This is a genomic window from Maritimibacter sp. 55A14, from assembly GCF_003122205.1.
Lineage (GTDB): Bacteria > Pseudomonadota > Alphaproteobacteria > Rhodobacterales > Rhodobacteraceae > QEYE01.
In genome coordinates this window covers 24,732-50,799 of sequence record NZ_QEYE01000006.1, presented here as the reverse complement: position 1 = coordinate 50,799, position 26,068 = coordinate 24,732, and the positions used below count along the sequence as shown (strand labels likewise).

At 66.4% G+C, this 26,068-nt stretch carries 29 protein-coding genes and 1 tRNA gene; 8 read left to right on the top strand and 22 right to left on the bottom strand.

Annotated elements, in window-relative coordinates; all coding sequences use genetic code 11:
* The first annotated feature begins 40 nt into the window (after nucleotides 1-40).
* The 3 genes from DDZ14_RS06610 (at nucleotide 41) to DDZ14_RS06600 (ending at nucleotide 2,030) form a co-directional block, all read left to right on the top strand.
* A complete protein-coding gene (locus DDZ14_RS06610; RefSeq protein ID WP_158275468.1) occupies nucleotides 41-535 on the top strand; it encodes an RNA polymerase sigma factor in 495 nt (164 codons plus the stop codon).
* A gap of 110 nt (nucleotides 536-645) precedes the next feature.
* Complete coding sequence (locus DDZ14_RS06605; protein ID WP_109424166.1) at nucleotides 646-1,800, top strand: aromatic ring-hydroxylating dioxygenase subunit alpha; 1,155 nt, start codon at nucleotides 646-648, stop codon at nucleotides 1,798-1,800.
* Nucleotides 1,797-2,030 carry a hypothetical protein gene (locus tag DDZ14_RS06600; protein WP_109424165.1) on the top strand — a complete coding sequence of 78 codons (234 nt, stop codon included), beginning with the start codon at nucleotides 1,797-1,799 and terminating at the stop codon, nucleotides 2,028-2,030. The genes DDZ14_RS06605 and DDZ14_RS06600 overlap by 4 nt, the downstream gene beginning before the upstream one ends.
* Before the next feature lie 15 nt (nucleotides 2,031-2,045).
* On the opposite strand, the gene DDZ14_RS06595 is transcribed toward DDZ14_RS06600, so the two are convergent.
* The 6 genes from DDZ14_RS06595 to pdxH all read right to left on the bottom strand — a co-directional run bounded on the left by DDZ14_RS06595 (nucleotide 2,046) and on the right by pdxH (nucleotide 8,894).
* Nucleotides 2,046-2,648: a hypothetical protein gene (locus DDZ14_RS06595; RefSeq protein ID WP_109424164.1), complete on the bottom strand. Its 603-nt coding sequence runs from the start codon at nucleotides 2,646-2,648 to the stop codon at nucleotides 2,046-2,048.
* A gap of 244 nt (nucleotides 2,649-2,892) precedes the next feature.
* Nucleotides 2,893-6,555, bottom strand: coding sequence for a vitamin B12-dependent ribonucleotide reductase (locus DDZ14_RS06590; RefSeq protein WP_109424163.1), 3,663 nt, complete (start codon nucleotides 6,553-6,555; stop codon nucleotides 2,893-2,895).
* A gap of 483 nt (nucleotides 6,556-7,038) precedes the next feature.
* Nucleotides 7,039-7,115: transfer RNA gene (locus DDZ14_RS06585), tRNA-Pro, on the bottom strand.
* A 49-nt stretch (nucleotides 7,116-7,164) separates the two neighbouring features.
* Complete coding sequence (locus DDZ14_RS06580; protein WP_233252509.1) at nucleotides 7,165-7,632, bottom strand: DUF192 domain-containing protein; 468 nt, start codon at nucleotides 7,630-7,632, stop codon at nucleotides 7,165-7,167.
* Nucleotides 7,629-8,153 carry a cold-shock protein gene (locus DDZ14_RS06575; protein WP_109424162.1) on the bottom strand — a complete coding sequence of 175 codons (525 nt, stop codon included), beginning with the start codon at nucleotides 8,151-8,153 and terminating at the stop codon, nucleotides 7,629-7,631. Before DDZ14_RS06575 ends, DDZ14_RS06580 begins: the two co-directional genes overlap by 4 nt.
* A 135-nt stretch (nucleotides 8,154-8,288) precedes the next feature.
* Complete coding sequence (pdxH, locus tag DDZ14_RS06570; protein WP_109424161.1) at nucleotides 8,289-8,894, bottom strand: pyridoxamine 5'-phosphate oxidase; 606 nt, start codon at nucleotides 8,892-8,894, stop codon at nucleotides 8,289-8,291.
* Nucleotides 8,895-9,033: 139 nt separating this feature from the next.
* Between pdxH and fabI the strand changes: the two genes are divergently transcribed.
* On the top strand, nucleotides 9,034-9,864 hold the full coding sequence (fabI, locus tag DDZ14_RS06565; protein ID WP_109424160.1) for an enoyl-ACP reductase FabI: 831 nt from the start codon (nucleotides 9,034-9,036) through the stop codon (nucleotides 9,862-9,864).
* Nucleotide 9,865: 1 nt separating this feature from the next.
* On the top strand, nucleotides 9,866-10,369 hold the full coding sequence (gene gpt / locus DDZ14_RS06560; RefSeq protein WP_109424159.1) for a xanthine phosphoribosyltransferase: 504 nt from the start codon (nucleotides 9,866-9,868) through the stop codon (nucleotides 10,367-10,369).
* A gap of 4 nt (nucleotides 10,370-10,373) precedes the next feature.
* On the opposite strand, the gene DDZ14_RS06555 is transcribed toward gpt, so the two are convergent.
* The 12 genes from DDZ14_RS06555 to DDZ14_RS06500 form a co-directional block, all read right to left on the bottom strand.
* The gene (locus DDZ14_RS06555; protein ID WP_109424158.1) at nucleotides 10,374-11,150 is read right to left on the bottom strand and encodes an enoyl-CoA hydratase-related protein; all 777 of its coding nucleotides are present in this window, start codon (nucleotides 11,148-11,150) and stop codon (nucleotides 10,374-10,376) included.
* 72 nt (nucleotides 11,151-11,222) lie between these two features.
* A complete protein-coding gene (locus DDZ14_RS06550; RefSeq protein ID WP_109424157.1) occupies nucleotides 11,223-11,675 on the bottom strand; it encodes a cytochrome c-type biogenesis protein in 453 nt (150 codons plus the stop codon).
* A gap of 5 nt (nucleotides 11,676-11,680) precedes the next feature.
* A complete protein-coding gene (locus DDZ14_RS06545; RefSeq protein WP_109424156.1) occupies nucleotides 11,681-13,660 on the bottom strand; it encodes a heme lyase CcmF/NrfE family subunit in 1,980 nt (659 codons plus the stop codon).
* A gap of 71 nt (nucleotides 13,661-13,731) precedes the next feature.
* The gene (locus DDZ14_RS06540) at nucleotides 13,732-14,220 is read right to left on the bottom strand and encodes a holin family protein (RefSeq protein ID WP_109424155.1); all 489 of its coding nucleotides are present in this window, start codon (nucleotides 14,218-14,220) and stop codon (nucleotides 13,732-13,734) included.
* Nucleotides 14,211-14,822, bottom strand: a complete 612-nt coding sequence (locus DDZ14_RS06535; RefSeq protein WP_109424288.1) for a holin-associated N-acetylmuramidase — start codon at nucleotides 14,820-14,822, stop codon at nucleotides 14,211-14,213. The genes DDZ14_RS06540 and DDZ14_RS06535 overlap by 10 nt, the downstream gene beginning before the upstream one ends.
* Nucleotides 14,823-14,869: 47 nt before the next feature.
* Nucleotides 14,870-15,328: a cytochrome c maturation protein CcmE gene (ccmE, locus tag DDZ14_RS06530; RefSeq protein ID WP_109424154.1), complete on the bottom strand. Its 459-nt coding sequence runs from the start codon at nucleotides 15,326-15,328 to the stop codon at nucleotides 14,870-14,872.
* A gap of 8 nt (nucleotides 15,329-15,336) precedes the next feature.
* Nucleotides 15,337-16,365: an N-acetyl-gamma-glutamyl-phosphate reductase gene (gene argC, locus DDZ14_RS06525; RefSeq protein WP_109424153.1), complete on the bottom strand. Its 1,029-nt coding sequence runs from the start codon at nucleotides 16,363-16,365 to the stop codon at nucleotides 15,337-15,339.
* Between the two features lie 57 nt (nucleotides 16,366-16,422).
* Nucleotides 16,423-17,235 carry a glutamate racemase gene (locus tag DDZ14_RS06520; RefSeq protein ID WP_109424152.1) on the bottom strand — a complete coding sequence of 271 codons (813 nt, stop codon included), beginning with the start codon at nucleotides 17,233-17,235 and terminating at the stop codon, nucleotides 16,423-16,425.
* Nucleotides 17,235-18,113, bottom strand: a complete 879-nt coding sequence (locus DDZ14_RS06515; protein WP_109424287.1) for a lysophospholipid acyltransferase family protein — start codon at nucleotides 18,111-18,113, stop codon at nucleotides 17,235-17,237. Before DDZ14_RS06515 ends, DDZ14_RS06520 begins: the two co-directional genes overlap by 1 nt.
* A gap of 164 nt (nucleotides 18,114-18,277) precedes the next feature.
* Nucleotides 18,278-18,778 (bottom strand): 30S ribosomal protein S9, encoded by a 501-nt coding sequence (gene rpsI, locus DDZ14_RS06510; protein WP_109424151.1) that lies wholly within the window; start codon nucleotides 18,776-18,778, stop codon nucleotides 18,278-18,280.
* Complete coding sequence (rplM, locus tag DDZ14_RS06505; protein ID WP_109424150.1) at nucleotides 18,778-19,245, bottom strand: 50S ribosomal protein L13; 468 nt, start codon at nucleotides 19,243-19,245, stop codon at nucleotides 18,778-18,780. The genes rpsI and rplM overlap by 1 nt, the downstream gene beginning before the upstream one ends.
* Nucleotides 19,246-19,420: 175 nt before the next feature.
* Complete coding sequence (locus DDZ14_RS06500) at nucleotides 19,421-19,840, bottom strand: PaaI family thioesterase (RefSeq protein ID WP_109424149.1); 420 nt, start codon at nucleotides 19,838-19,840, stop codon at nucleotides 19,421-19,423.
* 72 nt (nucleotides 19,841-19,912) lie between these two features.
* On the opposite strand from DDZ14_RS06500, the gene DDZ14_RS06495 reads away from it, so the two are divergent.
* On the top strand, nucleotides 19,913-20,704 hold the full coding sequence (locus DDZ14_RS06495; protein WP_109424148.1) for an enoyl-CoA hydratase: 792 nt from the start codon (nucleotides 19,913-19,915) through the stop codon (nucleotides 20,702-20,704).
* A gap of 10 nt (nucleotides 20,705-20,714) precedes the next feature.
* On the opposite strand, the gene DDZ14_RS06490 is transcribed toward DDZ14_RS06495, so the two are convergent.
* From DDZ14_RS06490 to DDZ14_RS06480, 3 genes are read right to left on the bottom strand one after another with little or no spacing between them, the layout of a single operon-like run.
* Complete coding sequence (locus DDZ14_RS06490; RefSeq protein WP_109424147.1) at nucleotides 20,715-22,181, bottom strand: carboxypeptidase M32; 1,467 nt, start codon at nucleotides 22,179-22,181, stop codon at nucleotides 20,715-20,717.
* Nucleotides 22,178-23,323, bottom strand: a complete 1,146-nt coding sequence (ctaA, locus tag DDZ14_RS06485) for a heme A synthase (protein ID WP_109424146.1) — start codon at nucleotides 23,321-23,323, stop codon at nucleotides 22,178-22,180. Before ctaA ends, DDZ14_RS06490 begins: the two co-directional genes overlap by 4 nt.
* Nucleotides 23,324-23,382: 59 nt before the next feature.
* Complete coding sequence (locus DDZ14_RS06480; RefSeq protein WP_109424145.1) at nucleotides 23,383-24,168, bottom strand: RNA methyltransferase; 786 nt, start codon at nucleotides 24,166-24,168, stop codon at nucleotides 23,383-23,385.
* Nucleotides 24,169-24,241: 73 nt separating this feature from the next.
* Between DDZ14_RS06480 and DDZ14_RS06475 the strand changes: the two genes are divergently transcribed.
* Nucleotides 24,242-24,571: a TfoX/Sxy family protein gene (locus DDZ14_RS06475; RefSeq protein WP_109424144.1), complete on the top strand. Its 330-nt coding sequence runs from the start codon at nucleotides 24,242-24,244 to the stop codon at nucleotides 24,569-24,571.
* A 53-nt stretch (nucleotides 24,572-24,624) separates the two neighbouring features.
* The gene (locus DDZ14_RS06470; RefSeq protein WP_109424143.1) at nucleotides 24,625-25,245 is read left to right on the top strand and encodes a thiamine phosphate synthase; all 621 of its coding nucleotides are present in this window, start codon (nucleotides 24,625-24,627) and stop codon (nucleotides 25,243-25,245) included.
* A 7-nt stretch (nucleotides 25,246-25,252) separates the two neighbouring features.
* Here the strand turns inward: DDZ14_RS06470 and DDZ14_RS06465 are convergent, their stop codons facing one another.
* A complete protein-coding gene (locus DDZ14_RS06465) occupies nucleotides 25,253-26,065 on the bottom strand; it encodes a 1-acyl-sn-glycerol-3-phosphate acyltransferase (RefSeq protein WP_109424142.1) in 813 nt (270 codons plus the stop codon).
* Between the last annotated feature and the right edge of the window lie 3 nt (nucleotides 26,066-26,068).

The following is a 26,068-nucleotide window of genomic DNA, read 5'->3' as shown; positions in this document are numbered from 1 at the left end:
CATGCGCCCGGCCGGTTTGCCCCCCTCCCCCGATGAGATCGTGGCCCGCCTTGCCCCTGAGTTTCGCGCCGTGGCGCGACATCTGGGCGGCCCGCGCGAACAGGCTGACGACCTTGCGCAGGACGCCGCATTGCGGCTGCTGGCGCGGCTTCGGTCGGACGGGCGGATCAGCGATCCGCGCCGCTATGGCTTCAGCGTGCTGCGAAATCTCTGGCGCGACCGCTACCGGCGCGCGGCGCGACAGGGCGAGCCACTGGAGGAGGAGCCGCCCGCGGAGACCCCGCACGCCGCCAGCGCGGGGCTGGCCTGCCGCGACGTGCGGGCCGCCATCGCGCGGCTCGCGCCGCATCACCGGGCGCTGCTGACGATGATCGCACAGGGCACCGACAATTACCGCGACCTCGCCCGCGCCCAAGGCATCGCGCCGGGCACCGTCATGTCGCGCCTTTCGCGCGCGCGGCGGGCGCTGCGTGCGGAACTCGCGCTGGGCGAAGACGACACGGTGATGTCGCTTCTGGGCGATGAATGGTCGTGACCGGAAAGTTTGTTTGCGGCGCGTTTCAAGATCGCCGTGTCGGAAATTTACACGCAGCGACGGAGCCGCAAATCTAGCCTCACCGCATAAGTCAGCACAGAGGTGAGTTGATGCCCCGTCACGATGACCTGTCCGCCGTCCTGCGCGACGTCACCCATGCCAATGGCCTGCCCAACGCGCATTACGTCGATCCGGCCATGTTCGAGGAGGAGAAGAAGACGATCCTCCACGGCACCTGGGCCGGGCTGGGCTTCGGCAAGGACGTGCCGGAGCCGGGCGATGCCAACCCGGTGGATTTCCTGGGCCTGCCGCTGGTGATCGTACGCGACAATGACGGCGAGGTGCGCGTCTTCCAGAACACCTGCCGCCATCGCGGCATGATCCTGGTGCAGGGCAAGGGCAAGCTCAGGGGCATGATCCGCTGCCCCTACCATAGCTGGTCCTACAGCCTGAAGGGCAAGCTGGTGGCCACGCCCCATGTCGGCGGGCCGGGCCACAACACCCATGCGGCGGTGGACCGGGATACGCTGGGCCTCGTGGAGATGCGCAGCCATGTCTGGCGCGATGTCGTCTTCGTCAACATCTCGGGCGACGCGCCGGACTTCGCCGCGTACGCCTCCGACCTGATGGAGCGCTGGAAGGAATTCGATCAGCCGGTCTTCCACGGCGGCCCGGAGTCGGGGTTCAAGCTGGAGGTGAACACGAACTGGAAACTGGCGGTGGAGAATTACTGCGAAAGCTATCACCTGCCCTGGGTCCATCCCGGCCTCAACAGCTATTCGCGGCTGGAGGATCACTACAATATCGAGCAGCCCGGCGCCTATTCCGGCCAGGGCACGATGGTCTACCGCCAGTTCCGGGGCCGCAACGGCGAGCTTTTTCCGGATTTCGCCGGGCTGTCGCCGAAATGGAACGAAGGCGCGGAATATGTGGCTTTCTATCCCAATGTGCTCTTCGGGGTGCATCGCGACCACGCCTTCGCGATCCTCCTGGAACCCAAGGGTCCCGAGAGGACGATCGAGCATATCGAGCTTTACTATGCCACTGACGCGACGGATCCCGGCCTGCGCGAGGCCAATGCCGTGCTGTGGAAGACGGTCTTCGAGGAAGATATCGGCGTGGTTGAAGGCATGCAGAAGGGCCGCCACGGCGACGCGTTCGACGGCGGCCGCTTCTCGCCCGCGATGGACGGGCCCACGCATAACTTCCATGCCTGGGTGGCGGAACGGCTGAGCGCCGCACGCGGGCAGATGGCCGCCGAATGACGCGCAGCGACGCGGCGCTGGACCACGCGCTGCTGGACGCCCATTCGCGGGGCGACCAGGCGGCGCTGGTCCGGCTTTACGCCGAGGCGGGCGGCAAGTCCGATGAGATGGGCGATATCGACGCGGCCTGTTTCTACTGGACGCATGCCTATATCTTCGCGCTGGAGGATGGCGACCCGCAGGCGGGCGATCTGCATGCGCGGCTCAAGGCCCACGGGCGCGAGGAATGAGGCCCGCACCGGCGCTCAGTTGTTGCGCTCGCCCCCGCCGCCGCTGATCATCCCGCCCACGCGGCGGCCGTCGATCCAGACCGGATCGCCGCTGGTCTTGGCATGGCGGTACATGAAGGTCGTCATCGCGCGCTTGGCCGCGCGGCCCTCCGGGTAACGCTCCGCCACGCCCGACAGGTAGCGCCGTTCGGCCTGGCGCATCCAGAAGAGCTGCGGCCGCGCCCACCGACCGTCATCGGTCCGGTAGCGCAATTCGGCCGGGCCATCGAGCCCCATCGCCCAGCCCGCGGTCAGCGCGGTCCAGCCCAGCATCGCCTCGTATTTCTCCAGGAAGCCCTCCCCGGTCGCATCGAACTGCGCGAACATGGCCAGGCTTTCGGGGAAGCGGCGCAGCGAGATGCCGCGCTCGGGCATGGAGAGATCGAAGATGCGGCGTGTGAGCTTCGGCGCGGGACCGAGCGCATCGAGGATCGGCACGCGCACGCCCCCGCGCAGCACCGCGAGGCGTGGCAGGATCGGCGCGGGTTCAGCGGCGAGCGGCAGAGCGGGCAGGAACGCGGCTGCCCCTGCGCCCAGCGAGAGGGCCAGGAGATGGCGGCGGTCGAGCGTAGCGAACATCGGGCATCCTCCGGGCAGGTTTGGGTCTCTGACCGAAATACTAGGCGCCCCCTGCCCCGCGGCAAGGCACGCGCGCGTCACATCCGGGTGACGTCCGGCGATGCGGGAAGGAAAAAGGGGCGCCCGAAGGCGCCCCGTTAAGTCTCGCTGACCAGGCTCATCATTGTACCGCTCGGAATATTTCTGCCTGCGGCCTGGCGAGCGTCAGGGGCGAGCGCACCCGCCCCGTGACCCGTATGTCCTTTCAACTACACCCGCTGGTCCCCCCGCAGGTGTTGCATTTCATGCAGGTGCCGTTGCGCACCAGCGTGTAGTTTCCGCATTCCCCGCAGGGATCGCCCTCGTAGCCCTGCATTCTGGCCTTGGTGCGGGCGTCGATCCGTGTGGCCCCGCCGGTGTCCGGCACCAGGGCCTGGAGCGCGACATCGGCATCCATCGACACCGCCGCGGCGCTGGCGGTGGCGGCCACGTCCATCCCGCCCTGCAACACCACCAGTTCCTGCGGCAGACGCTTGCGCAGATAACCGGTAGAGGAGACCTGCTTGAGCCACTCGATCGACCGCGAGGCGGAGGTGTCGGAGACATTGGCGACGTTCGGCTTGCCCTCCTGCTCGCCCTGTCCGAGATCGTCGAACGCGGCGCCTTCGGGCTTCACATGGGCCAGGTCCGTGCGGTCGAGATAGCTGACCGCCAGTTCCCGGAAGATGTAGTCGAGGATTGAGGTCGCGTTCTTGATCGAGTCGTTGCCCTGCACCATGCCCGCCGGCTCGAACCGGGTGAAGGTAAAGGCTTCCACGAACTCCTCCAGCGGCACGCCGTATTGGAGCCCGACCGAGACCGCGATGGCGAAATTGTTCATCATCGCGCGGAAGCCCGCACCTTCCTTGTGCATGTCGATGAAGATTTCGCCCAGATTGCCGTCCTCGTATTCGCCGGTCCGCAGATAGACCTTGTGGCCGCCGACGATGGCTTTCTGGGTGTAGCCCTTGCGGCGCTCGGGCAGCTTCTCGCGGTGGGACTTGATGATCTCCTTGACCACGACCTTCTCGACGATCTTCTCGGCCAGCACCTGCGCCTTCTGCTGGTTGCTGCCGGTGGCGAGGATTTCCTCGGCCTCCTCGTCATCCTCCACCAGGCTCGCGGCCAGCGGCTGGCTGAGCTTCGAGCCGTCACGGTAGAGCGCATTGGCTTTGACCCCCAGCGACCACGAGAGCTCGTAGGCGCGCTGGCAATCCTCGATGCTGGCGTCGTTGGGCATGTTGATCGTCTTGGAGATCGCGCCGGAGATGAAGCTCTGCGCCGCCGCCATCATGCGGATATGGCTGGCCACGCCCAGGAAGCGGCGGCCCTTCTTGCCGCAGGGATTGGCACAGTCGAAGACCCGGTAATGCTCGGCCTTCAGATGCGGCGCGCCCTCCAGCGTCATGGTCCCGCAGACATGATCGTTCGCAACCTCGATCTGCGCCCTGGAGAAGCCCAGGTGGCGGAGCATGTCGAAAGTGGGGTCGTTCAGCTTTTGCGTCGGTATGCCAAGGACTTCGGTGCAGAAGCTCTCACCCAGCGTCCACTGGTTGAAGACGAAGCGGATGTCGAAGGCCGAAGGCAGCGCGCCCTCGATCTTGGCGATCTCCGCCTCGCCGAAGCCGTGCCCCAGCAGCGCGGTGTGGTTGATACCCGGCGCATTGCCGAGGCTGGCATGCCCGACCGCGTAGGAGACGATTTCTTCGACCTGGGCGGGAGAATACCCAAGCGCCTCCAGCGCGGCCGGGACCGAGCGGTTGATGATCTTGAAGTATCCACCGCCCGCGAGCTTCTTGAACTTCACCAGGGCGAAGTCCGGCTCGATCCCTGTCGTGTCGCAATCCATAACCAGCCCGATCGTGCCCGTGGGCGCGATCACGGTGGCCTGCGCGTTGCGGTAGCCGTGCAGATCGCCCAGCCGCAGCGCCTCGTCCCAAGCGGACTGCGCCAGCGCGACGAGCCCCTGATCGGGACAATTGTTGTAGTCCAGCGCCACCGGCTTGGTGGCCAGCGCCTCGTAGCCGTCGGCATGGCCATAGGCGGCGCGCCGATGGTTGCGGATCACCCGCAGCATGTGATCGGCGTTGCGCGCATAGCCCGGAAACGGCCCCACCTCGCCCGCGATCTCGGCCGAGGTCGCGTAGGCCACGCCGGTCATCACCGCCGTCAGCGCACCGCAGAGTGCGCGCCCTTCGTCGGAATCGTAGCCATAGCCCATGGTCATCAGCAGCCCGCCGATATTGGCGTAGCCCAGTCCCAGCGTCCGGAAGTCATAGGAGCGCTGCGCGATCTCGCGCGACGGGAATTGCGCCATCAGCACCGAGATTTCCAGAGTCAGCGTCCAGAGCCGCGAGGCATGCACGTAATCCTCGGACCGGAACGCGCCATCGCGATAGAAGCTCAGCAGATTCATCGAGGCCAGATTGCAGGCCGTATCGTCGAGGAACATGTATTCCGAGCACGGGTTGGAGCCGCGGATCGGCCCGTCCTCGGGGCAGGTGTGCCAGTCGTTGACGGTATCGTGGAACTGAATGCCGGGATCGGCGCAAGCCCAGGCGGCGTGGCCCACATCCTCCCACAGCGCGCGCGCCTTGACGGTCTTGGCGACCTTGCCGTCGGTGCGGCGCAAGAGTTCCCAGTCGGCATCGTCGCGCACCGCCTTCAGGAAGGCATCGGTCACGCGCACCGAGTTGTTGGAGTTCTGCCCGGAAACGCTTGAATAGGCTTCCGAATCCCAGTCCGTGTCATAGGTCGGGAACTCGATCGCGCTATAGCCCTGCCGCGCGTAATCCAGCACCCTTTTGATGTAGGTCTCCGGAATGCGCATCTTCTTGGCCGCCCGGATCGCGGATTTCAGGGCCGCGTTCTTTGCCGGATCGGCGGCGTCCTTGGCCAGCCCGTCCCAGGCGCCGATCGCCGCGAAGATTTCGTTGAGATGCGCCTCGTGGATCTTGGAGCCGGCCACCAGGCTCGCCACTTTCTGCTCCTCGCGGACCTTCCAGTTGACGAATTCCTCGATATCGGGGTGATCCATGTCACAGATCACCATCTTGGCCGCGCGCCGCGTGGTGCCGCCCGACTTGATCGCACCCGCCGCACGGTCGCCGATCTTCAGGAAGCCCATGAGACCGCTGGACTTGCCGCCGCCCGACAGCCGCTCGCCCTCGGCGCGCAGCGACGAGAAGTTGGTGCCGGTGCCCGAGCCGTATTTGAAGAGCCGCGCCTCGCGCACCCAGAGATCCATGATGCCGCCATCACTCACCAGGTCGTCCTTGACCGACTGGATGAAGCAGGCATGCGGCTGCGGATGCTCATAGGCGGATTTGGAGCGGGTCAGTTTGCCGGTCTTGAAATCGACGTAGAAATGGCCCTGCCCCGGACCGTCGATGCCATAGGCCCAGTGCAGCCCCGTGTTGAACCATTGCGGCGAGTTGGGCGCGGCCATCTGGCGGGCCAGCATGACGCGCATCTCGTCGAAATAGGCGCGCGCGTCGGTCTCGGTGGTGAAGTAGCCGCCCTTCCAGCCCCAGTAGGTCCAGGCGCCGGCCAGCCGATCGAAGACCTGCTTGGCCGAGGTCTCGCCGCCATAGCGCTCGTCCTCGGGCATGTCCTTTAGTGCCGCCTCGTCGGGCACGGAGCGCCACAGAAACTCCGGCACGCCCTTTTCCTTCACCCGACGCAACCGCGCAGCCACACCGGCCTTCCGGAAATACTTCTGTGCCAGCACATCGCAGGCGACCTGCGACCAGGACTTGGGAACCTCGATTTCATCGAGCCGGAACACCACCGTGCCGTCCGGGTTGCGAATCTCAGACGCCGTCGTGGTGAACTCCAGCGCCGCGTAGGCGTCGGCGGCTTCGGTGGTGAATCTGCGGTCAATCTTCATTTCTGCCCCATAGTCGCAATTCTTCTGTTCCCGGCCCGCGGTTGTCCCGCCGTGCCGGCATTCGGGTCGTTTTTCGAAAGGCTACAGTGCCTCCCTGTCCTCATCGTCTCCGGTTCTGTCTTCCTGCCTGTACTCCGGCAGGTGCCCGCCTGATCCGGTCGTCTACCCTGACCGGCGGGATGCAGCCCCCTAGAGATGCTGACGGCCCTCACACTAGATATGGTGTTTATCGCGTCGGCCCACACAAATTGACGTATGTTGGGCACTTCGGTCAACGGAAAAGTTTTCGATCACGGCCAATTTTCCAGTTGACCCGAGGGTATTCGTCGGGGCCGCGCCGAGTCGCCGTAAAGGGGCCGTGCGGCCGCGCGGCGCGGCAGTGTCGGGGTTTTCGTTTGGAGCCCGGCGCGTTAGCCGCAATTCCTTCGGCCGGGCCTGAAGATGGCGGCGCGCGGAAGGGGGTCTGGAAGTCCGAAAAGGGAGTGGTCGGGGCGGCGAGATTCGAACTCACGACCTACGGTACCCAAAACCGTCGCGCTACCAGGCTGCGCCACGCCCCGACGCGCTGTCTCTACAACCAGCGCGGCCCCTTGGAAAGAGCCGATGCCATCACGGGCAGGGCCAGGCGGCGGTTTCCGAGTCGATTCGCGGATGCCTGAGGGCGTTGCCCGGCGCGATACCCAGACGTGCCGCCGTCCCGCCGTTGATCTCCAGCACATAGGCCACGCCCGGTCCGCCGTCGCGCGGCTCCAGGCTCTGCGGTTCGGCATTCTCCACGATCCGGCGCACCCGGCCGTCCGGCCCGAGAAACAGCATGTCGAGCGGGATCAGCGTGTTCTTCATCCAGAACCGCGCGTGCATCGGTGCATCGAAGACGAAGAGCATCCCTGCAAAACGGTCCATCTTCTTGCGATACATCAGGCCGCGGGCGCGGGTCTCGGGCGTGTCGGAGACCTCCACCGTGAAACTCGCGCGGCCCCAGTCGCCGCGCAGATCGACACGGTCGGGCGCACAGCTTTCGGCAATCGCGGGACCGCCCAGGACGAGTACCAGCAACAGCAGAAGAAGACGTGTCACTTTTCGGCTTCCTTCTGGCCGAATTCCCAACTGCGGACTTCGCCGGCCATCTGGCCGCGCGGGCCTTCGATGACCCGAATGCAGATCGCCTCGCCCGGAATCAGATCGGCCATGCCGCAACTGCGTAGCACTTCCATATGGATGAAGACATCCTCGGGCCGGCCATAAACATTGGCAAAGCCGAACCCCTTGATCTTGTCGAACCATTTCACCCGCGCGGGCTCCAACGGAACGTCACTCAGATCAGCCGGCAGTTCGGGCGATGTGGCCGGTTCGGCGCCGCCCTCCGCGTCGCGCGGGGCGGATATCTCGAAGACTTCCGTCGCCTGCTTGCCGCGTTCGGTCGCCTGCACGGCGATGTACACGACCGAGCCGTCCGCGATCGAACTTTGGCCGAAATTGCGCAGCACATTTGCGTGAAGGAGGATGTCCGGCCCGCCTTCATCGGCAACAACGAAACCGAATCCCTTCGTCGCGTCGAACCATTTGACCTGTCCCCAAATCTTTTCCTCATCGGTCAAGTCTGGTTTTCCTCCATTGCAAGCGCTGGATACGCTTAAACGTCACCCCCGTTAACCTGTATTGGTTAACCGGAAGACCGATTCAAGGGAGAAATTGGCCGGTGACGCAAGCCCGCAATTCGCGATGCGTGAATTTCACGGGCTCAGGCGGGCAATGTTCCAAGGGGCTTCCACCTCTGCGCGAACCCAGCGGAAACGGTCATGCAACCTGTGGGCGCCATCGGCCCAGAACTCGATCTCCAGCGGCGTAATCCGAATCCCTCCCCAGAAGGGCGGCCGGGGCGGCGACAGGCCATGCTGTGCGGTCACCTTCGCCACTTCCGCCATCAGCGCAGCGCGCGACGACAGCGGTTGCGACTGGCGCGAGGCCCAGGCGCCCAGACGGCTCTTGAGCGAGCGCGACGCGAAATATTCGTCCGCCTTCGGGCCTTCCTCGCGGCTGGTCAGACCGCGCACGCGGATCTGCCGGCGCAAGGATTTCCAGTGCATCACAAACGCCGCCTTGCCCGCCGCCTCGATCTCCTGCGCCTTCACGCTCTCGTAGTTGGTATAGAAGACGAACGCCGCCGCCTCGATCTCCTTGAGCAGCACCATGCGGCTGTTGGGCATGCCGGAGGCATCCACCGTCGCCAGCGCTATCGCGTTGGGATCGTTGGGTTCCGTCGCTTCGGCCTCGTCCAGCCAGCGGCGCGCGATGGCGAAAGGATCGTCACCGCCGAAGATACCGCTGCGATCCGCCATGCCTGCCTCCCGATCCCGAACCGGACGCAATGCCCGGCGCAACCCCGCCACAGGCGCCACACAGGCCGTGACCAGCCTTGATGCGCTGCGCGCTTTCGCCTAAACGGTTCCGTACATTAAGGTCGTTCAGGGGATGTCAATGTCAACCGGGTTGATGCAGGGAAAGCGCGGGCTCATCATGGGCGTCGCGAACGACAAGTCCATCGCCTGGGGCATCGCACGCGCCTGCGCGGAAGCGGGCGCGGAAATGGCTTTCTCCTACCAGGGTGAACAACTCAAGAAACGGGTGGACCCACTGGCCGCCTCCATCGGGGTGAAGCATGTGCTGCCCTGCGACGTCTCCGACGGCGCGTCCATGGACGCGCTTTTCGAGACGCTGGAACAAGAATGGGGCGGGCTGGATTTCGTCGTCCATGCGATCGGCTATTCCAACAAGGACGAACTGCGCGGCCGCTACGTCGATTGCACGCCGGAGAACTTCCGCTCCACCATGGATATCTCGGTCTATTCCTTCACCGCGGTCGCGGCGCGGGCGGAGAAGCTGATGCGCGAAGGCGGCTCGATGCTGACGCTGACCTATTACGGCGCTGAGAAGGTGATGCCGCATTACAACGTCATGGGGGTCGCGAAAGCCGCGCTCGAAGCCTCGGTGCGCTATCTCGCGTCCGATCTGGGCCCCAAAGGCATCCGTGTCAACGCGATCTCGGCGGGAACGATTCGGACATTGGCGGCCTCGGGCATCGGCGATTTCCGCTACATCATGAAATGGAACGAACTGAATGCACCGCTCAAGCGCAATATCGACCAGAGCGAGGTCGGCAGTTCGGCGCTCTACCTGCTTTCCGATATGGGCTCGGGCGTGACCGGCGAGGTGCATCACGTCGATGCCGGCTATCATATCGTGGGCATGAAGCGGGCCGACGCGCCGGACATGGACGCGGTGGCGCCGGTCAAGCCGGACGGGCAGTAACATGAACGACCGGCTGCCGCACGAGAAGGGCTTCCATGTAAGCTGGGATCAATTGCACCGCGACGCGCGCGCATTGGCCTGGCGGCTCGACGGCCACGGCCCCGTGGATGGCGGCTGGCGCGCGGTGGTGGCGATCACCCGCGGCGGAATGGCGCCCGCGATGATCGTCGCGCGCGAGCTCGACATCCGCACCGTCGACACAATCTCGGTCAAATCCTACAACCACCAGACCCAGAGCGAACCGAGCGTCATCAAGTCGCCGGATATGGATCTCATGGGCGATGGCACGGGTGTTCTGATCGTCGATGATCTCGTGGACACCGGCCGCACGCTGGAGGTCGTCCGCGCCCTGCTGCCCAAGGCGCATGTGGCCACCGTCTATGCCAAGCCGCAGGGCCGGGCGCAGGTCAACACATTCGTCACCGAGGTCAGCCAGGACACCTGGATTTTCTTCCCCTGGGACATGGCCCTGCAATATGTGGAGCCCTACCGGGGCACCGAATGAACGCTCAGCGCCCTTCGTAACGCGCCGGCCGTTTTTCCAGAAAGGCCAGAACGCCTTCCTTGAAGTCGCGGGTTCTGCCCGCCTCGCCCTGTAGATGCGCCTCCAGATCGAGCTGCGCCTCCAGGTCGTTGGCAAAGCTCGCCCGCATCGCCTGCTTGATCCGCGCATAGGCCGCGGTCGGCCCCTGCGCCAGTTGCGCAGCGCGCGCGTACCAATGCGCCTCGAAATCCGCGTCCGGCACCGCCTCCCAGATCATGCCCCACTCGGCGGCCTGCCGGGCGCTCACCGGCTCGGCGAATAAAGCCGCCCCCATGGCGCGCGCCAGCCCGACCTGACGCGGCAGCCAGTAGGTGCCGCCGGCATCGGGGATGAGCCCGATCCGGGCGAAGGCTTGCAGGAAACTCGCGGATTCGGCGGCGATGACCACATCGGCGGCCAGCGCCAGATTGGCCCCTGCCCCCGCGGCCGCACCGTTGACGGCGGAGATTGTCGGAATCGGGCAATCGGTGATCTCGCGCAGGAGCGGCTCGTATTCCTCGCGCAGCACCCGCTCCAGGTCGATATTGGAGACCGCCGCCCGGTCGCCCAGATCCTGGCCCGAGCAGAAGGCCCGCCCCTTGCCCGTCAGCACCAGCACCCGCGCCTCTTCGCCCGCGGACTTGACCGCATGGGTCAGTTCGGCGCGCATTTGCGTGTTGAGCGCGTTCATCACTTCCGGACGGCGGAAGGTGACGATCGCGATGTCGTCGCGCAGGGAATATCGGATCGTGTCGTATTGCATCGGGCGGGGTTCCTGTCTGCGGTCGGTGGGCAGCTTAGCGAAGATTATGCCCGGCGAAAGGGCGACGCGGGGTCAGTCCTTCATGATCTCCTTCAGGCGCGCCTCCTCCTCGGGGCTCAGCGCCTCGGCGGGCGGGGGCGCAGCGTCCCGGCGGCGGCGCAGATACGCCACGCCGATGCCCAGGCCGATCAGCAGCATGACCGGCCCCGCCGCCCAGAGCACGATGCTCGAGCCCGTCGCGCGCGGCTGGAGCAGTACGTATTCCCCGTAGCGCGCTACGATGAAATCGACGACCTCCGCATCGCTGTCGCCCGCCACCAGACGCTCGCGCACCAGAAGCCGCAGGTCGCGTGCCAGATCGGCGTTGGACTCGTCGATGCTCTCGTTGCGGCAGACGAGGCAGCGCAGCCCGGCGGAGATGTCGCGCGCGCGCGCCTCCAGCGCGGGGTCGTCCAGAATCTCGTCGGGCTGGACGGCAAAGGCCGGCATGGCCAGCAGTAGCAGGATCAGGATCAGGAGCTTCATCGCCCCTACTCCGCCGCGACTGCGCCGGGGGCCGCGCGCCGCGCGCCAGCCGCCACCCGGTAGCGCCGGTCGCTGAGGCTGAGGAGCCCGCCCAGGGCCATGATGATGGAGCCCAGCCAGATCCAGTTCGCGAAGGGCTTGATGTAGCTGCGCACCGCATAGCCCCCGCCCGCCTGCGCGTCACCGATCACCAGATAGATGTCCCGCGCCAGGCTCTGATGGATCGCGGCCTCGGTCGTGGGCATGGCCGCCACCGGGTAGACCCGTTTCTCCGGCGCCAGACGGGCGATGTCGGAGCCATCGCGGCGGACCGTGAAATGCCCGGTGGTGGAGAGGTAATTCGGTCCCTCGACCTCCTCCACGCTGTCGAATGCGATCTCGAAACCGGCGACGTCGAACCGATCGCCCACCTGCGCGACGCGGATATCCTCCACCTGCCAGGCGGTGATCGTGGCCACGCCGAAGATCGTCAGGCCCAGCCCGCCATGCGCCAGCGCCTTGCCCCAGTCGGCGCGCGGCAGCCGCGCCAGCCGTCGCAGGCTGCCAGCAAGGCCAGCCTTACCGCTCCCCGCCTTCTGCCAAAGATCGACGGCGCTGCCCAGAAGCAGCCAGGCCGCCAGCGCCACGCCCACCGGCGCCAGGGCCGAGCCGCCAGTCTGCATTGCCCAGATCAGTGCCCCGAGCGCCACCGACAGCGCCGCCGCGCCCCAGAGCGGGCGCATCACGCGGCCCATCCGCGCACGTTTCCAGGGCATGATCGCGCCGATCGGCAGGGCCATCGCGATGGCGATCATGAAGGGCGTGAAAGCCATGTCGAAGAAGGGCGCCCCGACCGACAGCTTGCGGTCGAAGGCAAGTTCCGCCACCAGCGGCCAGATCGTACCGAAAAAGACGACGAAACAGGCCACCGCCAGCAGGATGTTGTTGAGCACCAGTGCCGATTCGCGGCTGAGCAGGCCGAAGACACCCTTGGCCTCCAGCGCGCCGGCCCGTGCGGCGTAAAGTGTCAGCGCCCCGCCGAGCGCGACACCCAGGATCGCCAGGATGAATACCCCGCGCTCAGGATCGTTGGCGAAGGCATGGACCGAGGTGATGACGCCGGAACGCACGATGAACGTGCCGATCAGCGAGAAGCCGAAGGCCATGATCGCCAGCAGGATGGTCCAGCTTTTCAGGCTCTCGCGCTTCTCCACCACAATCGCGGAATGCAGCAGGGCCGCGGCGATGAGCCAGGGCATGAAGGAGGCGTTCTCGACCGGATCCCAGAACCAGAAGCCGCCCCAGCCCAGTTCGTAATAGGCCCACCAGGATCCCAACGCGATGCCCACGGTCAGGAACATCCAGGCCGCCAGCGTCCAGGGCCGCACCCAGCGCGCCCAGGCGGCGTCGACCCGCCCCTCGATCAGCGCCGCGACCGCGAAGCTGAAGGACATGGAAAGCCCGACATAGCCCAGGTAGAGGAAGGGCGGGTGGAAGGCCAGGCCCGGGTCTTGCAGGAGCGGGTTCAGATCCTGCCCGTCAAGCGGCGCCACGGCCGAGCGCAGGAACGGGTTCGACGTCAGCAGCGTGAAGGCCATGAAGGCCGCGCCGATCATCGCCTGCACCGCCAGCGCGCGCGCCTTGAGCCGTGGCGGCACGTTCCCGCCGAACCAGGCCAGCATGGCGCCGAACAGTACCAGGATCAGCACCCAGAGCAGCATCGAGCCCTCGTGATTGCCCCACACGCCCGTCACCTTGTAGAGCATCGGCTTCGCGGAATGGCTGTTGGCCACCACCAGATCGAGGCTGAAATCGGAGGTCACGAAAGCCCAGGTCAGCGCCCCGAAGGAGAAGGCGACCAGAAAGAACTGTGCCGATGCCGCAGGCACCGCCACGTCCATCCAGCCGCCCCATCCACGGGCCGCTCCGATCATCGGCACGGTGGCCTGCACCAGTGAGATCAGGAAGGCCAGCACAAGCGCGAAATGCCCAAGTTCAGTGATCATGTTGCCGCTCCAGCATGGCTACGCCCCATTGAGCATAGACATAACCCGATCAGCGGGAAATCACATTGCGATCATTGGTCTCGGGGGCGGGAGTTTTCCCAGTCGGCCAGCGCGGGGTTGTCCGAACTGTCCGATCCGGCGATGCGCGCCGGCATTGCGGTCTCCGGCCGCGGGCGGCGCTGGTAATGCATCTCCCGTGCGCCGAAATAGAAGCTCACGATCGCGCCCAGCAACCACCAGAGCGGCTCGGGCACATGGGCCAGCCCCTGCATGCGTTCCGCAAAGCCCGGCGGATCGGCCATCGCATAGGCGAAGAGCCCCAGCGTGCCGAGCGCCAGCGCCGGGCGCGGCAGCCTGTTCAGCCCGTTGACGAAACGGTCGAACCCGCCCGCCGGGGCCTGCGCGTACTCCGCCGCTGCCTGATCCAGAACGGCGGTGAAGGCTTCGTGCCCCAATTCCATCCGCCGCGTGGCGTTCGGGGTGAAGACCTCGGCGGTCTCGGTGATGACATTGCGCCCGGCCCCGAAGAGCCCGCCCAGAACCGTCCCGATCACGCCCATGACGCCACCCGCGCCTTGTGTTCGGCCTCTGTCAGGTGATAGCGCGGCGCGATGAATTCCTCGGCCCGCCGGATCCATCCGCCCTTGCCACCGTCGCGACTGCGGGCGAACTTGCGCGAGGCCGGGCGCCGATCGGCCAGCGCGTAATAGTAGTTGCGCCGCGCGATCCCGTAGGCGTCGGTCAGATGCTCCGGCGCCATGTTGGTCGCAGCCTCCGCCGCGGCGATGGTCCGTGGCCCGACCGCGCCGTCGATGGCGACCTCCAGCCCCATGTCACGCAGCAGCCGTTGCAGTATCTTCACGGCATTCCCGCCCGCGTTCACATACATGTCGAAGACGGATGCCTGAACAGCCGCCGGCAGCGCGTCGATGCGGGGTCGGCGGAAGAAATGCTCGACGAATATCTCCACGGCTTGCGCTTGGGTCAGGAGTTTCACATCCCCCGCATCCACCTGCCCGTCGTCCGTCAGGTCGAGCCCTAGCCGACGCATCGTGCCGATCGTGACCCCATGATTCGTCGCCCCGCCCGGATCGTCGGGATCCTCCACGAAGCCGCCCTCGCGGGCGACGATCTCACGTGCCAGTTGTTCTACCGTTTTCATGCCGCGCATCCTTGCCCAGTTGCGCGTCCATGATCCCTAAGCCGATGTTAATATCCGCCTTCCGCAGCGTTCGCCGGCTTGTAGACGCCCTGTTCCTTGAGCGCGTCGGTCACTTCCTTCGGCATGTAATCCTCGTCATGTTTGGCAAGGATTTCAGTGGCTACGAAGATACCGTTCACGTAGGAACCGGTGCCGATCATGCCTTGCCCCTCGGCGAAGAGATCGGGCAGCACGCCGCGATAGGTGACGGGGACCGACGCGCCGCCATCGGTGACGCTGAAGCTCACCGTCTCGCCCGCGCCGCGGGTCAGCGTGCCCGTTTCCACCAGTCCGCCCAGGCGGAACACCTCGCTGTCGGGGGGCGGGGTCGCCGCCACCTCCGAGGGGCTGCGGAAGAAGTTGATGCCGTCGCGCAGCGCATAGCCGACCAGCCCGGTGGCCACGGCAAGGGCCACGAAGGCGATCACGATCAACTGGATTCTGCGTTTCTTCTTGAGCCCGTGCATGTCCTACCTCATGGAAAGAGCGGGGCCAGCATCAGCCCCGCGGTCTCTTCCAGCCCCAGCATCAGGTTGGCGTTCTGGATCGCCTGCCCGCTGGAGCCCTTGGTCAGATTGTCAAGCGCGGCGAAGACGATGGCGCGGCCCGGCACCCGGTCGGCGACCACGCCCAGATGCACCAGGTTGGAGCCACGCACATGCCGCGTGGCCGGCGTCCCGCCCATTGGCAGGACGTGCAGGAACGGCTCCGCGCCGTAGCGCGCTTCCAGTGCGGCCTGAATGTCATCTGCCTCGCCCCGCACATAAACCGTGGCCAGTATCCCTCTGTTCTGAGGCAGTAAATGCGGCGTGAAGGTCACGAGCACATCGCGCCCAGCCGCACGGCTGAACTCCTGGTCGAACTCGGCCAGGTGCCTGTGCTTGGCCACGTTATAGGCATGCACGCCCTCCGATACCTCGCTGTGCAACAGGCCTTCCTTGGCCGAACGCCCGGCGCCCGACACCCCGGTCTTGAGGTCGATGATGATCTCGTCGGGGTCGATCACGCCCGCCGCCAGCAACGGCAGGATCGCATACATGCCCGTCGCCGCGTTGCAGCCGGTGCCGGCAACCAGCCGCGCCACGCGGATATCGTCGCGGTAGAACTCCGTCAGGCCATAGACGGCCTCTTCCTGCAATTCCGGCGCGATATGCGGCTGCCCGTACCACGCTTCATAGGCGGCAATGTCGCGCAGGCGGAAATCGGCGCTCAGGTCAACAACCTTAACATCGCCCGGCAAGTCCTTGATAACGGACTGGCTCGTAGCATGAGGAAGTGCACAGAAGACAAGATCGACACCGTCGAAGTCGATCTCCTCGATCCGCACCAGCGCCGGCAGGTCGAGATGCGCCAGATGCGGGAAGACATCGCCCATCGCGAGACCCGCCTTGCGGTCCGCCGCCAACGCCGTGACGCGCATCGAGGGATGTGTCGCGATCAGGCGGACGAGTTCGGCGCCGGTATAGCCGGAGGCCCCGAGGATGGCGATATTCTGCGTCGTCATGAAGCGTGACTTTCCTTGGTTAACGGTGATGTAGGCGCGCGCGCGGCGCGATGCAATTCAGGCCGCGACAAACGCGATCTTGCGTCGCATGAAGCGCGTGGCCTGGCGCGAGACGCGCGCCGCGTCACCCGTGGTCAGGTAGATGTCGCCGGCGCCGGAGCCGCGCATCCCGGGATGCCGCTCCAGGTAGTCGGTCAGGCTGACCGCGACCAGGCTCGCCTGGCTGAACACACGAACATGCGGGCCGAGTTCGTCCTGGAAAATCTCCTCCAGCAGCGGGTAATGGGTGCATCCCAGCACTGCCGCCTCCGGCCTGGGCATCCGCCGCTGCAACGCCTCCACATGCGAGCGCACCAGCGCCTCCGCCAGGATCAGGTCGCCCTGCTCGATCGCGTCGACCAGCCCGCCGCAGGGCTGCGCCTCGACATCGACGCCCACGGCGCGGAATGCCAGCTCACGCTGGAAGGCGCGACTCGACACGGTGGCGGGCGTCGCGAAAAGCGCCACATGCTTCACAGCCACCTCCCGCGGCGGCGAGTTGTCGCCCCATTGCCGTTCTGTCACAGCCTCGATCAGCGGCACGAACACGCCCAGCACGCGCTTGCCTTCGGGCAGGCCGGCCTCCTGCATCCGGCGTAGTGCGGCGGCCGAGGCGGTGTTGCAGGCCAGGATGACCAGATCACACCCCTCCTGCCAGAGCCGCGCCACACCCTTGCAGGTCAGCGCATAGATATCGTCGGGATCGCGCACGCCGTAGGGCGCATTGGCGCTGTCACCGAAATAGACCAGCGGCAGGTCCGGCAAAGCACGGGTGATGGCCTCATGAACCGTGAGCCCGCCCAGGCCCGAATCGAAAATGCCTACTGCCATCAGTGCTTGTGTCTTTCCTCGAACTCGAAGCCGTAGCCGAGCGTTTTCAACGGGCTCGGTGACAGCTTATACGTCTCTGCACGCAGGAAATCCATCATAGCGCGCGGGTTGCCGTCATGGAGCGACATCCTGTCCCGCGGGATCGGTGCGCCGATGCCGGCACGCACCGGATTGTCCACCCGTTTTCGGAACTCCTGAATCAGAAGTGCCAGCCGCAGGGTCGAATGGACGTGGCTGGCCAACTGGAAAAGCCGCGAATTGGCACCCTCGAAGAAGACCGGCACCACCGCGGCGCCGGATTTCGCGATCAGCCGCGCGGTGAAGTTGCGCCAGCCGGGGTCCATCGGCGCGCCGAAGGGCGTGGGTGCCGTGGAAACGGTACCACCCGGAAAGACGCCGATACAGCCGCCCCGGCCCAGGATGTCATGTGCGTCGCGGCGGGTCTCGATATTCTGGCGGATCGCGTCCTTCGTGTCGTCGAAGCTGATCGGCAGGATGACGCGGTTGATCTCCTCGGCGCGGCGAAAAACGCGATGCGCCAGGATGCGAAAATCGCCGCGCGTGCGGCTCAGGATATGGCCCAGCATCAGCCCGTCCAGGATGCCGTATGGATGGTTCGCGATCACCACGAGCGGGCCTTCGGCGGGGATGTTTTCCAGGCTTCCGCCGGTCAACTCCAGCGAGAGCCCGTAGCGGCCGACCATCACCTCCCAGAAATCGCGGCCCGTGGCGACCTCGCGCTCATAGCCTTCGGCGCGCCGGATCAGCCGCAGGCGCCCGGTCGCGTTCTCGACGGCACGGATGACGGCCCGTCCGCCCCGCGTCTGCGCCGAGGAGGCATAGCTGATTTCCCGCGTGGCCAATGCGCGCCGGTCCATATCCCCGTTCCGATACCCGATCACACGTGCCATCCGGATAGCGCAATCGCCCTGTCCATTCCAGCAATATGACGCGCCCGTGACGCTGCGGTGACTGACACTGCGCATAGAAGAAGGGGGCCGCGACTGGCGCGGCCCCCTGCCCTTGTCCATCGGACCGGATATCAGCGCTTCGAGAACTGGAAGCTGCGGCGGGCCTTGCGGCGGCCGTACTTCTTGCGCTCCACCACGCGGGCGTCGCGGGTCAGGAAACCGGCCGCCTTGAGCGGCGCGCGCAGGCTGGGATCGTAGAGTTGCAGCGCGCGGCTGATGCCGTGCTTGACCGCGCCGGCCTGTCCCGACAGGCCACCGCCCTTGACGGTCGCATGCACGTCGAACTGGTCTTCCACACCGGCCACGGTGAAGGGCTGGCGCAAGATCATCTGCAGCACCGGACGCGCAAAATACGTGCCGATCTCCTTGCCGTTGACCACAACCTTGCCGGAACCCGGCTTGATCCAGACGCGGGCCACCGCGTCCTTGCGCTTGCCGGTCGCGTAGGAGCGGCCCAATTCGTCGCGCTGCGGGGTGCGTTCGATCGCGGCCTCGGGTGCCGCGGTATCTTCCATCGCGGAGGTATCGACCGCCGATTTCAAGTCGTCGAGGGATTTGATTTCTTCGGCCATCACTTCGCACTCCGGGTGTTCTTCGGGTTCATCGCTTTGACATCCAGCACTTCCGGCTGCTGGGCGTCGTGCGAGTGCTCGGCGCCGGCGAAGACGCGCAGGTTGGTCATCTGCTGGCGGCTGAGCTTGCCGCCGGGCAGCATCCGCTTGACCGCTTGCGTGACGACACGCTCGGGATGATCGCCCTCGAGGATCTGGCCCGCGGTGCGGCTCTTGATGCCGCCGGGATGACCGGTGTGCCAGTAATGGATCTTGTCGTCGCGCTTCTTGCCGGTGAGTTGCACCTTGTCCGCGTTGATGACGATCACATTGTCGCCCATGTCCATATGGGGGGTGAAGGACGGCTTGTGCTTTCCGCGCAGCCGCATGGCGATGATCGAAGCGAGACGGCCCAGAACGACGCCTTCAGCGTCGATCAGGATCCATTTCTTCTCGATATCGGCCGGTTTTGCCGTAAAGGTTTTCATCTGGTCTGCCCTGGATAGATGGAACGCGCGCGGAGCCCCGCGCCACGAAGTCAACTGAGGCGGCGTTCTATCCTATTGCGCGACGCAGTCAAGGCATCCTCGGCGGATTTATGCGCGTATTTTCAATGTGTTGAAAATTAGGTATCAAAATACCCCATAATCCGGCCGGTTTCCGTCACGTCTCCCGCGGAATGGAATAGGTCAGGCTGGCCCGCGCCACAGGCTTGTCCATCCTTTCCGAATAGATCACCACATCGCCCACCGCCAGTTGCCGGCCCAGTTTCAGAACCCGCGCCTCGCCCAACAGATCGCCCAGCTTGGGCTTGCGCATGAAGTCGATGCTGCAATTGGTCGTCACCGCCAGCACCTTGGGCCCGATCAGCGCCATGGTGGCGAGATACATCGCCAGATCGACCAGCGTGAACATCGACGGCCCCGAGACGGTACCGCCGGGCCGCAGATGGCTGTTATTGACCTTCATGCGCAAAACCAGCCTGGTCTCCGAGACGCTCTCGACCTTGAAATCCCCGGCCACCTGCGGGTACTCGCGGACCAGAAGCGCCTCCATCTCGGCGCCGGTCATCTTTACTGCCATGTCCTGCCTTTCCCTTGAACCTGCCGGGCGCTAGACTTGCCGCAAATCCATCCAGGTACAAGGGGGGGCTGAATGGCCGATCCGATCCTTCTGCGCGACGATGCCGGGCATGTCCGGACGCTGACCATGAACGCACCGGCCAGCCTCAACGCGCTCTCCGATGCGATGCTCGATGCCCTGCAATCCGAATTCGATGCGCTGGCGCAGGACCGTTCCATCCGCGCGGTCGTCCTGCGCGGCAACGGCAAGGCGTTCTGCGCCGGCCACGACCTGAAGGAGATGACGGCCGCGCGCCAGTCCCCCGATGGCGGGCGCGCCGCCTTCAAGGCACTCTTCGACAAATGCGCGCGGATGATGACGACCATCCCCGCCCTGCCCCAGCCAGTGATCGCGCAGGTCCACGGCATTGCCACCGCGGCGGGCTGCCAGCTCGTGGCGAGCTGCGACATGGCGGTGGCGGCCGAGGGCACCCGTTTCGGCGTCAACGGGGTCAATATCGGGCTTTTCTGCTCGACCCCGATGGTGGCGCTGTCGCGCAACATCCACCGCAAGAAAGCCTTCGAGATGCTGACCACCGGCGGCTTCATCGAGGCGGTGGAGGCCGAACGTCAGGGCCTCATCAACCGCGCCGTGGCCCCGGACATGCTGGAAAGCGAGGCCCGCGAACTTGCCGAGATCGTGGCGGCCAAGCTGTCGAGCGCGGTGAAGATCGGCAAACGCGCCTTCTACGAGCAGATCGAGATGCCGCTCGAAGCCGCCTATGCCCATACCGGCGCGGTGATGGTGGAGAACATGCTCCACCGCGACACCGAGGAGGGCATCAGCGCCTTCATCGAGAAACGCAAGCCCGACTGGCCGGAATAGCCGCCCGCCCTCAGGCGGCGCCGAACTTGGCTTCCAGGTAGTCCAGCAGCGGCGCCTCGGTCGGGCTGTGGCCGGTGGCGCGCTCGATCAGCGCGCGGGGGGTGTAAAGCCCGCCATGGCGCTGCACGTTCTGCCGGAGCCAGGCCATCGCCGGCCCGGCATCGCCGCGCGCCAGATCCACGTCGAGCGTCGGCACCGCATCACGCAGCGCCTGGTAGAGACAGCCGGCATAGACATTGCCCAGCGTGTAGGTCGGGAAATAGCCGAACAGCCCGACCGACCAGTGTACGTCCTGAAGCACGCCGTTCGCGGGCCGGTCCACCGCATAACCGAAATCCTCCTCGAACCGGGCATTCCATGCATCCTCCAGATCGTTCACCGCGAGGCTACCCGCGACCAGCGCGCGCTCCAGGTCGAAGCGCAGCAGCACATGCAGATTGTACTGCACCTCGTCGGCTTCGGTCCGGATGAAGCCGCGATGGACGCGGTTGACGAGGCGGTGGAACGTCTCGGCATCCGGAATGGCGAAATCGCCGAAGAGGTCGCGCATACGCCCGTAGAGCCATCCGGTAAAGGGCCGCCCGCGGCCAAGCTGGTTCTCGACGATCCGGCTCTGGCTTTCATGCACGCCCATCGACACGCCATGCCCAAGCGGGGTGAGGCGATATGCCGGGTCGATCCCCTGCTCATAGGTCGCGTGGCCGACCTCGTGGATGGTCGAGTAGAAGCAGTTGAACGGATCGCGCGGATCGACGCGGGTCGTGATCCGCACATCGTCCCCGGAGCCCGAGGAAAAGGGATGCACCGACTTGTCGATGCGCCCGCGAGTGAAGTCGTACCCAAAAACCGCCGCCATTTCGCGCGCGATGTGCATCTGATGCTCCGGCGCGAATTCGAAACGCGGCATTTCGGGCTGCGGGCGGTCCAGAACCGCGTCTTGCAGCGCCACGAGGCGCGGGCGCAGCCGCCCGAAGAGCGCCTCCAACTCCGCCCCGGTCGCGCCCGGCTCGTAATCGTCGAGCAACGCGTCATAGGGCGTGCCCGTCTCGGCCAGCGCCGCCGCTTCCTCGCGGCGGAGCGCGACGACCTCGGCCAGGACCGGCGCGAAGGCGGCGAAATCCTCCGCCGCCCGCGCCTCGGCCCAGACACCCTGCGCGCGCGAGGTGACGCGGGCGATCTCGGCGGCAAGCGCTGCGGGCACTTTCACCGCGCGGGCATGGTCGCGGCGGATATGGCGCATCTTCGCGCGGCCCGTCGCGTCCAGCGCGGCATCGTCGATCGCGGCCAGCCAGTCGGCCATGCGCGGGTCGGTGCGCCTTGCATGCAGGACCGACTCTATCGCGCCCATCGCCTCGGCCCGCTGGGCGGCACCGCCGCGCGGCATCATTGCTTCCTGATCCCAGGACAGGAGCCCCGCGATGCCCGACAGCGCCTCGGTCTCGCGCTGGAAGGCCATCAGATCGTCGAAGGCGCTCATCGCAGGGCCTGCGCGCGGGGATAGAGCGCCTGGAACCGGGCGCGCAGGATCAGCACGACGACCGCCACCGCGCCCAACTGGTGCAGGATCGCAACCGGCCAGGCGGCGGCGTACAGCACCGTGACGATGCCCAGCACGACCTGCCCGAAGAGCCCAACCGCGACCCAGTCGAAGGCGCGGCGCGTGGCGACGCGCGCACTCGACCGGCTGCGCCACCAGGCGAAGATCGCGAAGGCCAGCAGCAGATAGCCCGTCATCCGGTGCACGAACTGCACGAGGCCGGGGTTTTCGAAGAAGGCCCGCCAGCCCGCGCCGCCGCCCGGCACGTAGAAGGCGTCAGCCGGGAAGAAGCTGCCATTCATCAGCGGCCAGGTGGGAAAGCCGCGGCCCGCGTCGATGCCGGCGACCAGCGCGCCGAGGAGTATCTGAAGAATGGCCAGGTGCAGCAGCCCCGTCGCCAGTCCCTTGAGGCGGGTCTCGGCGCTGCGGCGGGCCTGCATCAGGTCGCGCTCCTCCCGGCCAAGGGCCAGCACGTACCAGGCTATGAGCGCCAGGATCGCGAAGGCCAGACCCAGATGCACCGCCAGCCGGTAGGACGCCACGTCCACCATCTGCCCGGTCAGCCCGGACGACACCATCCACCAGCCGATCGCGCCCTGAAGCCCGCCAAGCGCGCCCAGCCCCAGCAGCCGCCCGGTCCAGCCCGCGGGAATGCGCCGGCGCAGGAGGAACCACAGGAACCCCAGCGCCCAGACCGCGCCGATCACCCGGCCAAGCTGGCGGTGGCCCCATTCCCACCAGTAGATCGTCTTGAACGCCTCCAGCGTCATGCCGCTGTTGACCAGCCGGTATTCCGGGCTGGCGCGGTATTTGTCGAATTCCGACTGCCACTCGGCGGCGGAAAGCGGCGGCAGCGCGCCGGTGACCGGCTTCCATTCGGTGATCGACAGGCCGCTGTCGGTCAGCCGGGTCAGACCGCCCACGGCGATCATCGCGACCACCAGCGCGAAGAGCAGGATCAGCCAGGCGCGGATCGGCCCGCGCGCCCCGCGCCGGGCACGGTCGATCACGCCGCCCTGCGGTGCGTCCTGCCCGCGATCCGCCTTGTCCACTTCCTCGAAAATACTGCGCTTGCCGCTCATCTGCCTCTCCCCGGACCGTCGCGCAGACGATAGGCCGCGCCCCTGCCCCCTTCAAGCCGTCAGGTCTCTTCGTCGCCGTCTCTGCCCGTGCCGTCGCGCCGCGCCATCCGGCGCATGATCCCGTGCAGCATCTGCACATCGGTCAGGGTCAGCGGCAACCGCCCGAACATGTTGCGCAGCGCCCGGCGCATGCTGGCCGCCTTGTGCTCGGGCCAGAAGAAATGCGCCGCTTCCAGCGTGTTCTCGTACCGCTCGACCAGCTTCGCGACCTCACCCGCGCTGGCATAGCGGGTGCGCGCCATCTCGGCCGCTTCGGGGATTATTTCCGCGCTCTGCCGCCGCCACTCATAGGCGGTCAGCAAGACGCATTGCGCCAGGTTTAGCGACGGAAAGGCCGGGTTCACGGGTACCGAGATGATGGCGTTCGCGCGCGCCACGTCGTCATTGGTCAGTCCCGCGCGTTCGGGGCCGAAGAGCACACCCACCTGCTGGCCTTCGGCGATCATCGAGCGGGCCTGTTCCATCGCGCGTTCGGGCGAGACGACCGGCTTGGTCAGTTCCCGTGGCCGCGCGGTCGTGGCGAAGACGAAGTTCAGGTCGGCGACGGCATCGGACGTGCCCGCAAAGAGCCCCGCCCTGTCCAGCAGCCGCCCCGCCCCGCTGGCCATCGCCACCGCCTTGGGGTTGGGCCAGCCGTCACGCGGGGCCACGACGCGCATCCGCTCCAGCCCGAAATTCCACATCGCGCGGGCCGCGCCGCCGATATTCTCGCCCATCTGCGGATTGACCAGCACGAAGGCGGGCTGCGGCCCGTCCCAAGTCTCGTCCCTGTCGTCGCCCGTCATGCCTGCGCCCTCTCCCGCCCCCGCCGCAGGCGTGATACGCTGGCCACCCCGCCCATGCAAGGGAGCCACGGCAATGGCTTACGACGAAGGCGCCGCCGAGACGATGCGCGAGGATCTGGCCGATCTCGACGGGCTGACGGAACGCCGGATGTTCGGCGGGCTCTGTTTCCTCTGGCACGGCCACATGCTCTGCGGGATCCATGCGCGCGGCGCGATGTACCGTGTCGGCAAGGCCAGCGAGCCTGCCGCACTTGCGATCCCCGGCGCGCGCCCGATGGATTTCACCGGGCGGAAGATGGGCGGGATCATAGAAACGGACCTGGAGGTGCTGGCCGACGACGCGGCCCGCGCCACCTGGCTGGGGCTGGCAAAGAATTTCGTGACCACGCTGCCGCCGAAGTAGCCAAGCCGCGCGATCCGCGCTAAGAGGGCCGGAATCCTGAAGAAGTACCCGCCATGAGCGACGCAGAACAGCCGCAGATCTACCTCATCACCCCGCCCGCCATCGCGCTGTCGAGCTTTCCCGACACGCTCGCGCGGGTCATGGACGGGCGCGACATCGCCTGCCTGCGCCTGGCGCTGGCCGCCGACGACGAGGACGATATCGCGCGCGCCGCCGACGCGCTGCGCCCGATCGCGCATGACCGCGACATCCCGCTGGTTATCGACACGCATTTCCGGCTTGTCGAACGGCTGGGCCTCGACGGCGTGCACCTGCCCGATGGCGGCCGGAACCTGCGCACGGTCCGCAAGGACCTGGGCGGCGACGCGATCATCGGGGCGCATTGCGGCGCCTCGCGCCATGCCGGTCTGAACGCCGGCGAGGCGGGCGCGGATTATGTCTCCTTCGGGCCGGTGGGCGCGACGCCGCTGGGCGACGGCACGGTAGCGGAACGCGATCTCTTCCGCTGGTGGTCGGAGATGATCGAGCTGCCTGTGGTGGCCGAAGGCGCGCTGACGCACGAGTTGATCGAAGACTTCGCGCCGGTGGCCGATTTCTTCGGGATCGGTCCCGAGATCTGGTCCGAGGAAGACCCTCTGGCCGCCCTGCTGCGCCTCGTCGCGCCGCTGGACTGAGCCAGCCTCACTCCAGATCCATGCCCTCGCGCACCCGCGCCTCGCAATAGAGCGTCAGCGCCTTGCGGTGCGGAAACTCCGCGACCCGCACCGGCGTGTGGAAGACGACCTCCACCTCGCCCTGTAGCGGGGCGGCCAGCACCTTCAGAAGATGGCGCCCGAAATCCATGTCCCCCCACCAGCCATAGAAGCGGGGATCCGCGCCCCGCGGCGCGTGATAGACCACCGTGACCGGCTGGACATGCATGAATTCGACGATCTCGGGCGCGAAGAATGCCTGGAAAAGCGTCGATTTGAACGGCAGGACGCGGGTGCTGTCGGTGCTGGTGCCCTCGGGAAAGAAGAGCAGCTTGTCGCCGCGCCGCAGCCGGTCTTCGAAGATGGTTTTCTGGGCGCTGGCATGGCGGCGGTCGCGCTCGATGAAGACCGTGCCCGTCGCGCGCGCCAGCGGGCCGATCCCCGGCCAGCCGCGCACCTCGGCCTTGGAGACGAAGAAGATGCGCTGCGCCGCGTTGAGCGCGAAGATATCGAGCCAGGACGCATGATTGGCCACAACCGCGCCGCGCGCCGTCATGGGCCGACCGCGCCAGCGAAACCCTATCCCCAGGATCGCGAAGGACGCCTTGCAGACCCCTTGCGTGATCCAGGGCGTGACCGGCCGGCCGAAGGGCCACTCGAAAAGCCGGATAAGCAGGAAAACCGCCAGCCCGCCATAGACCACGACACCCAGCACGATGCCGCGCAGCAGCGCCCTGACCCAGCCCGCCGCGTCGATCTGCGGCATCTCGGGCGGCTCCTCCGACTGCCATGTGGGGTTCATCGG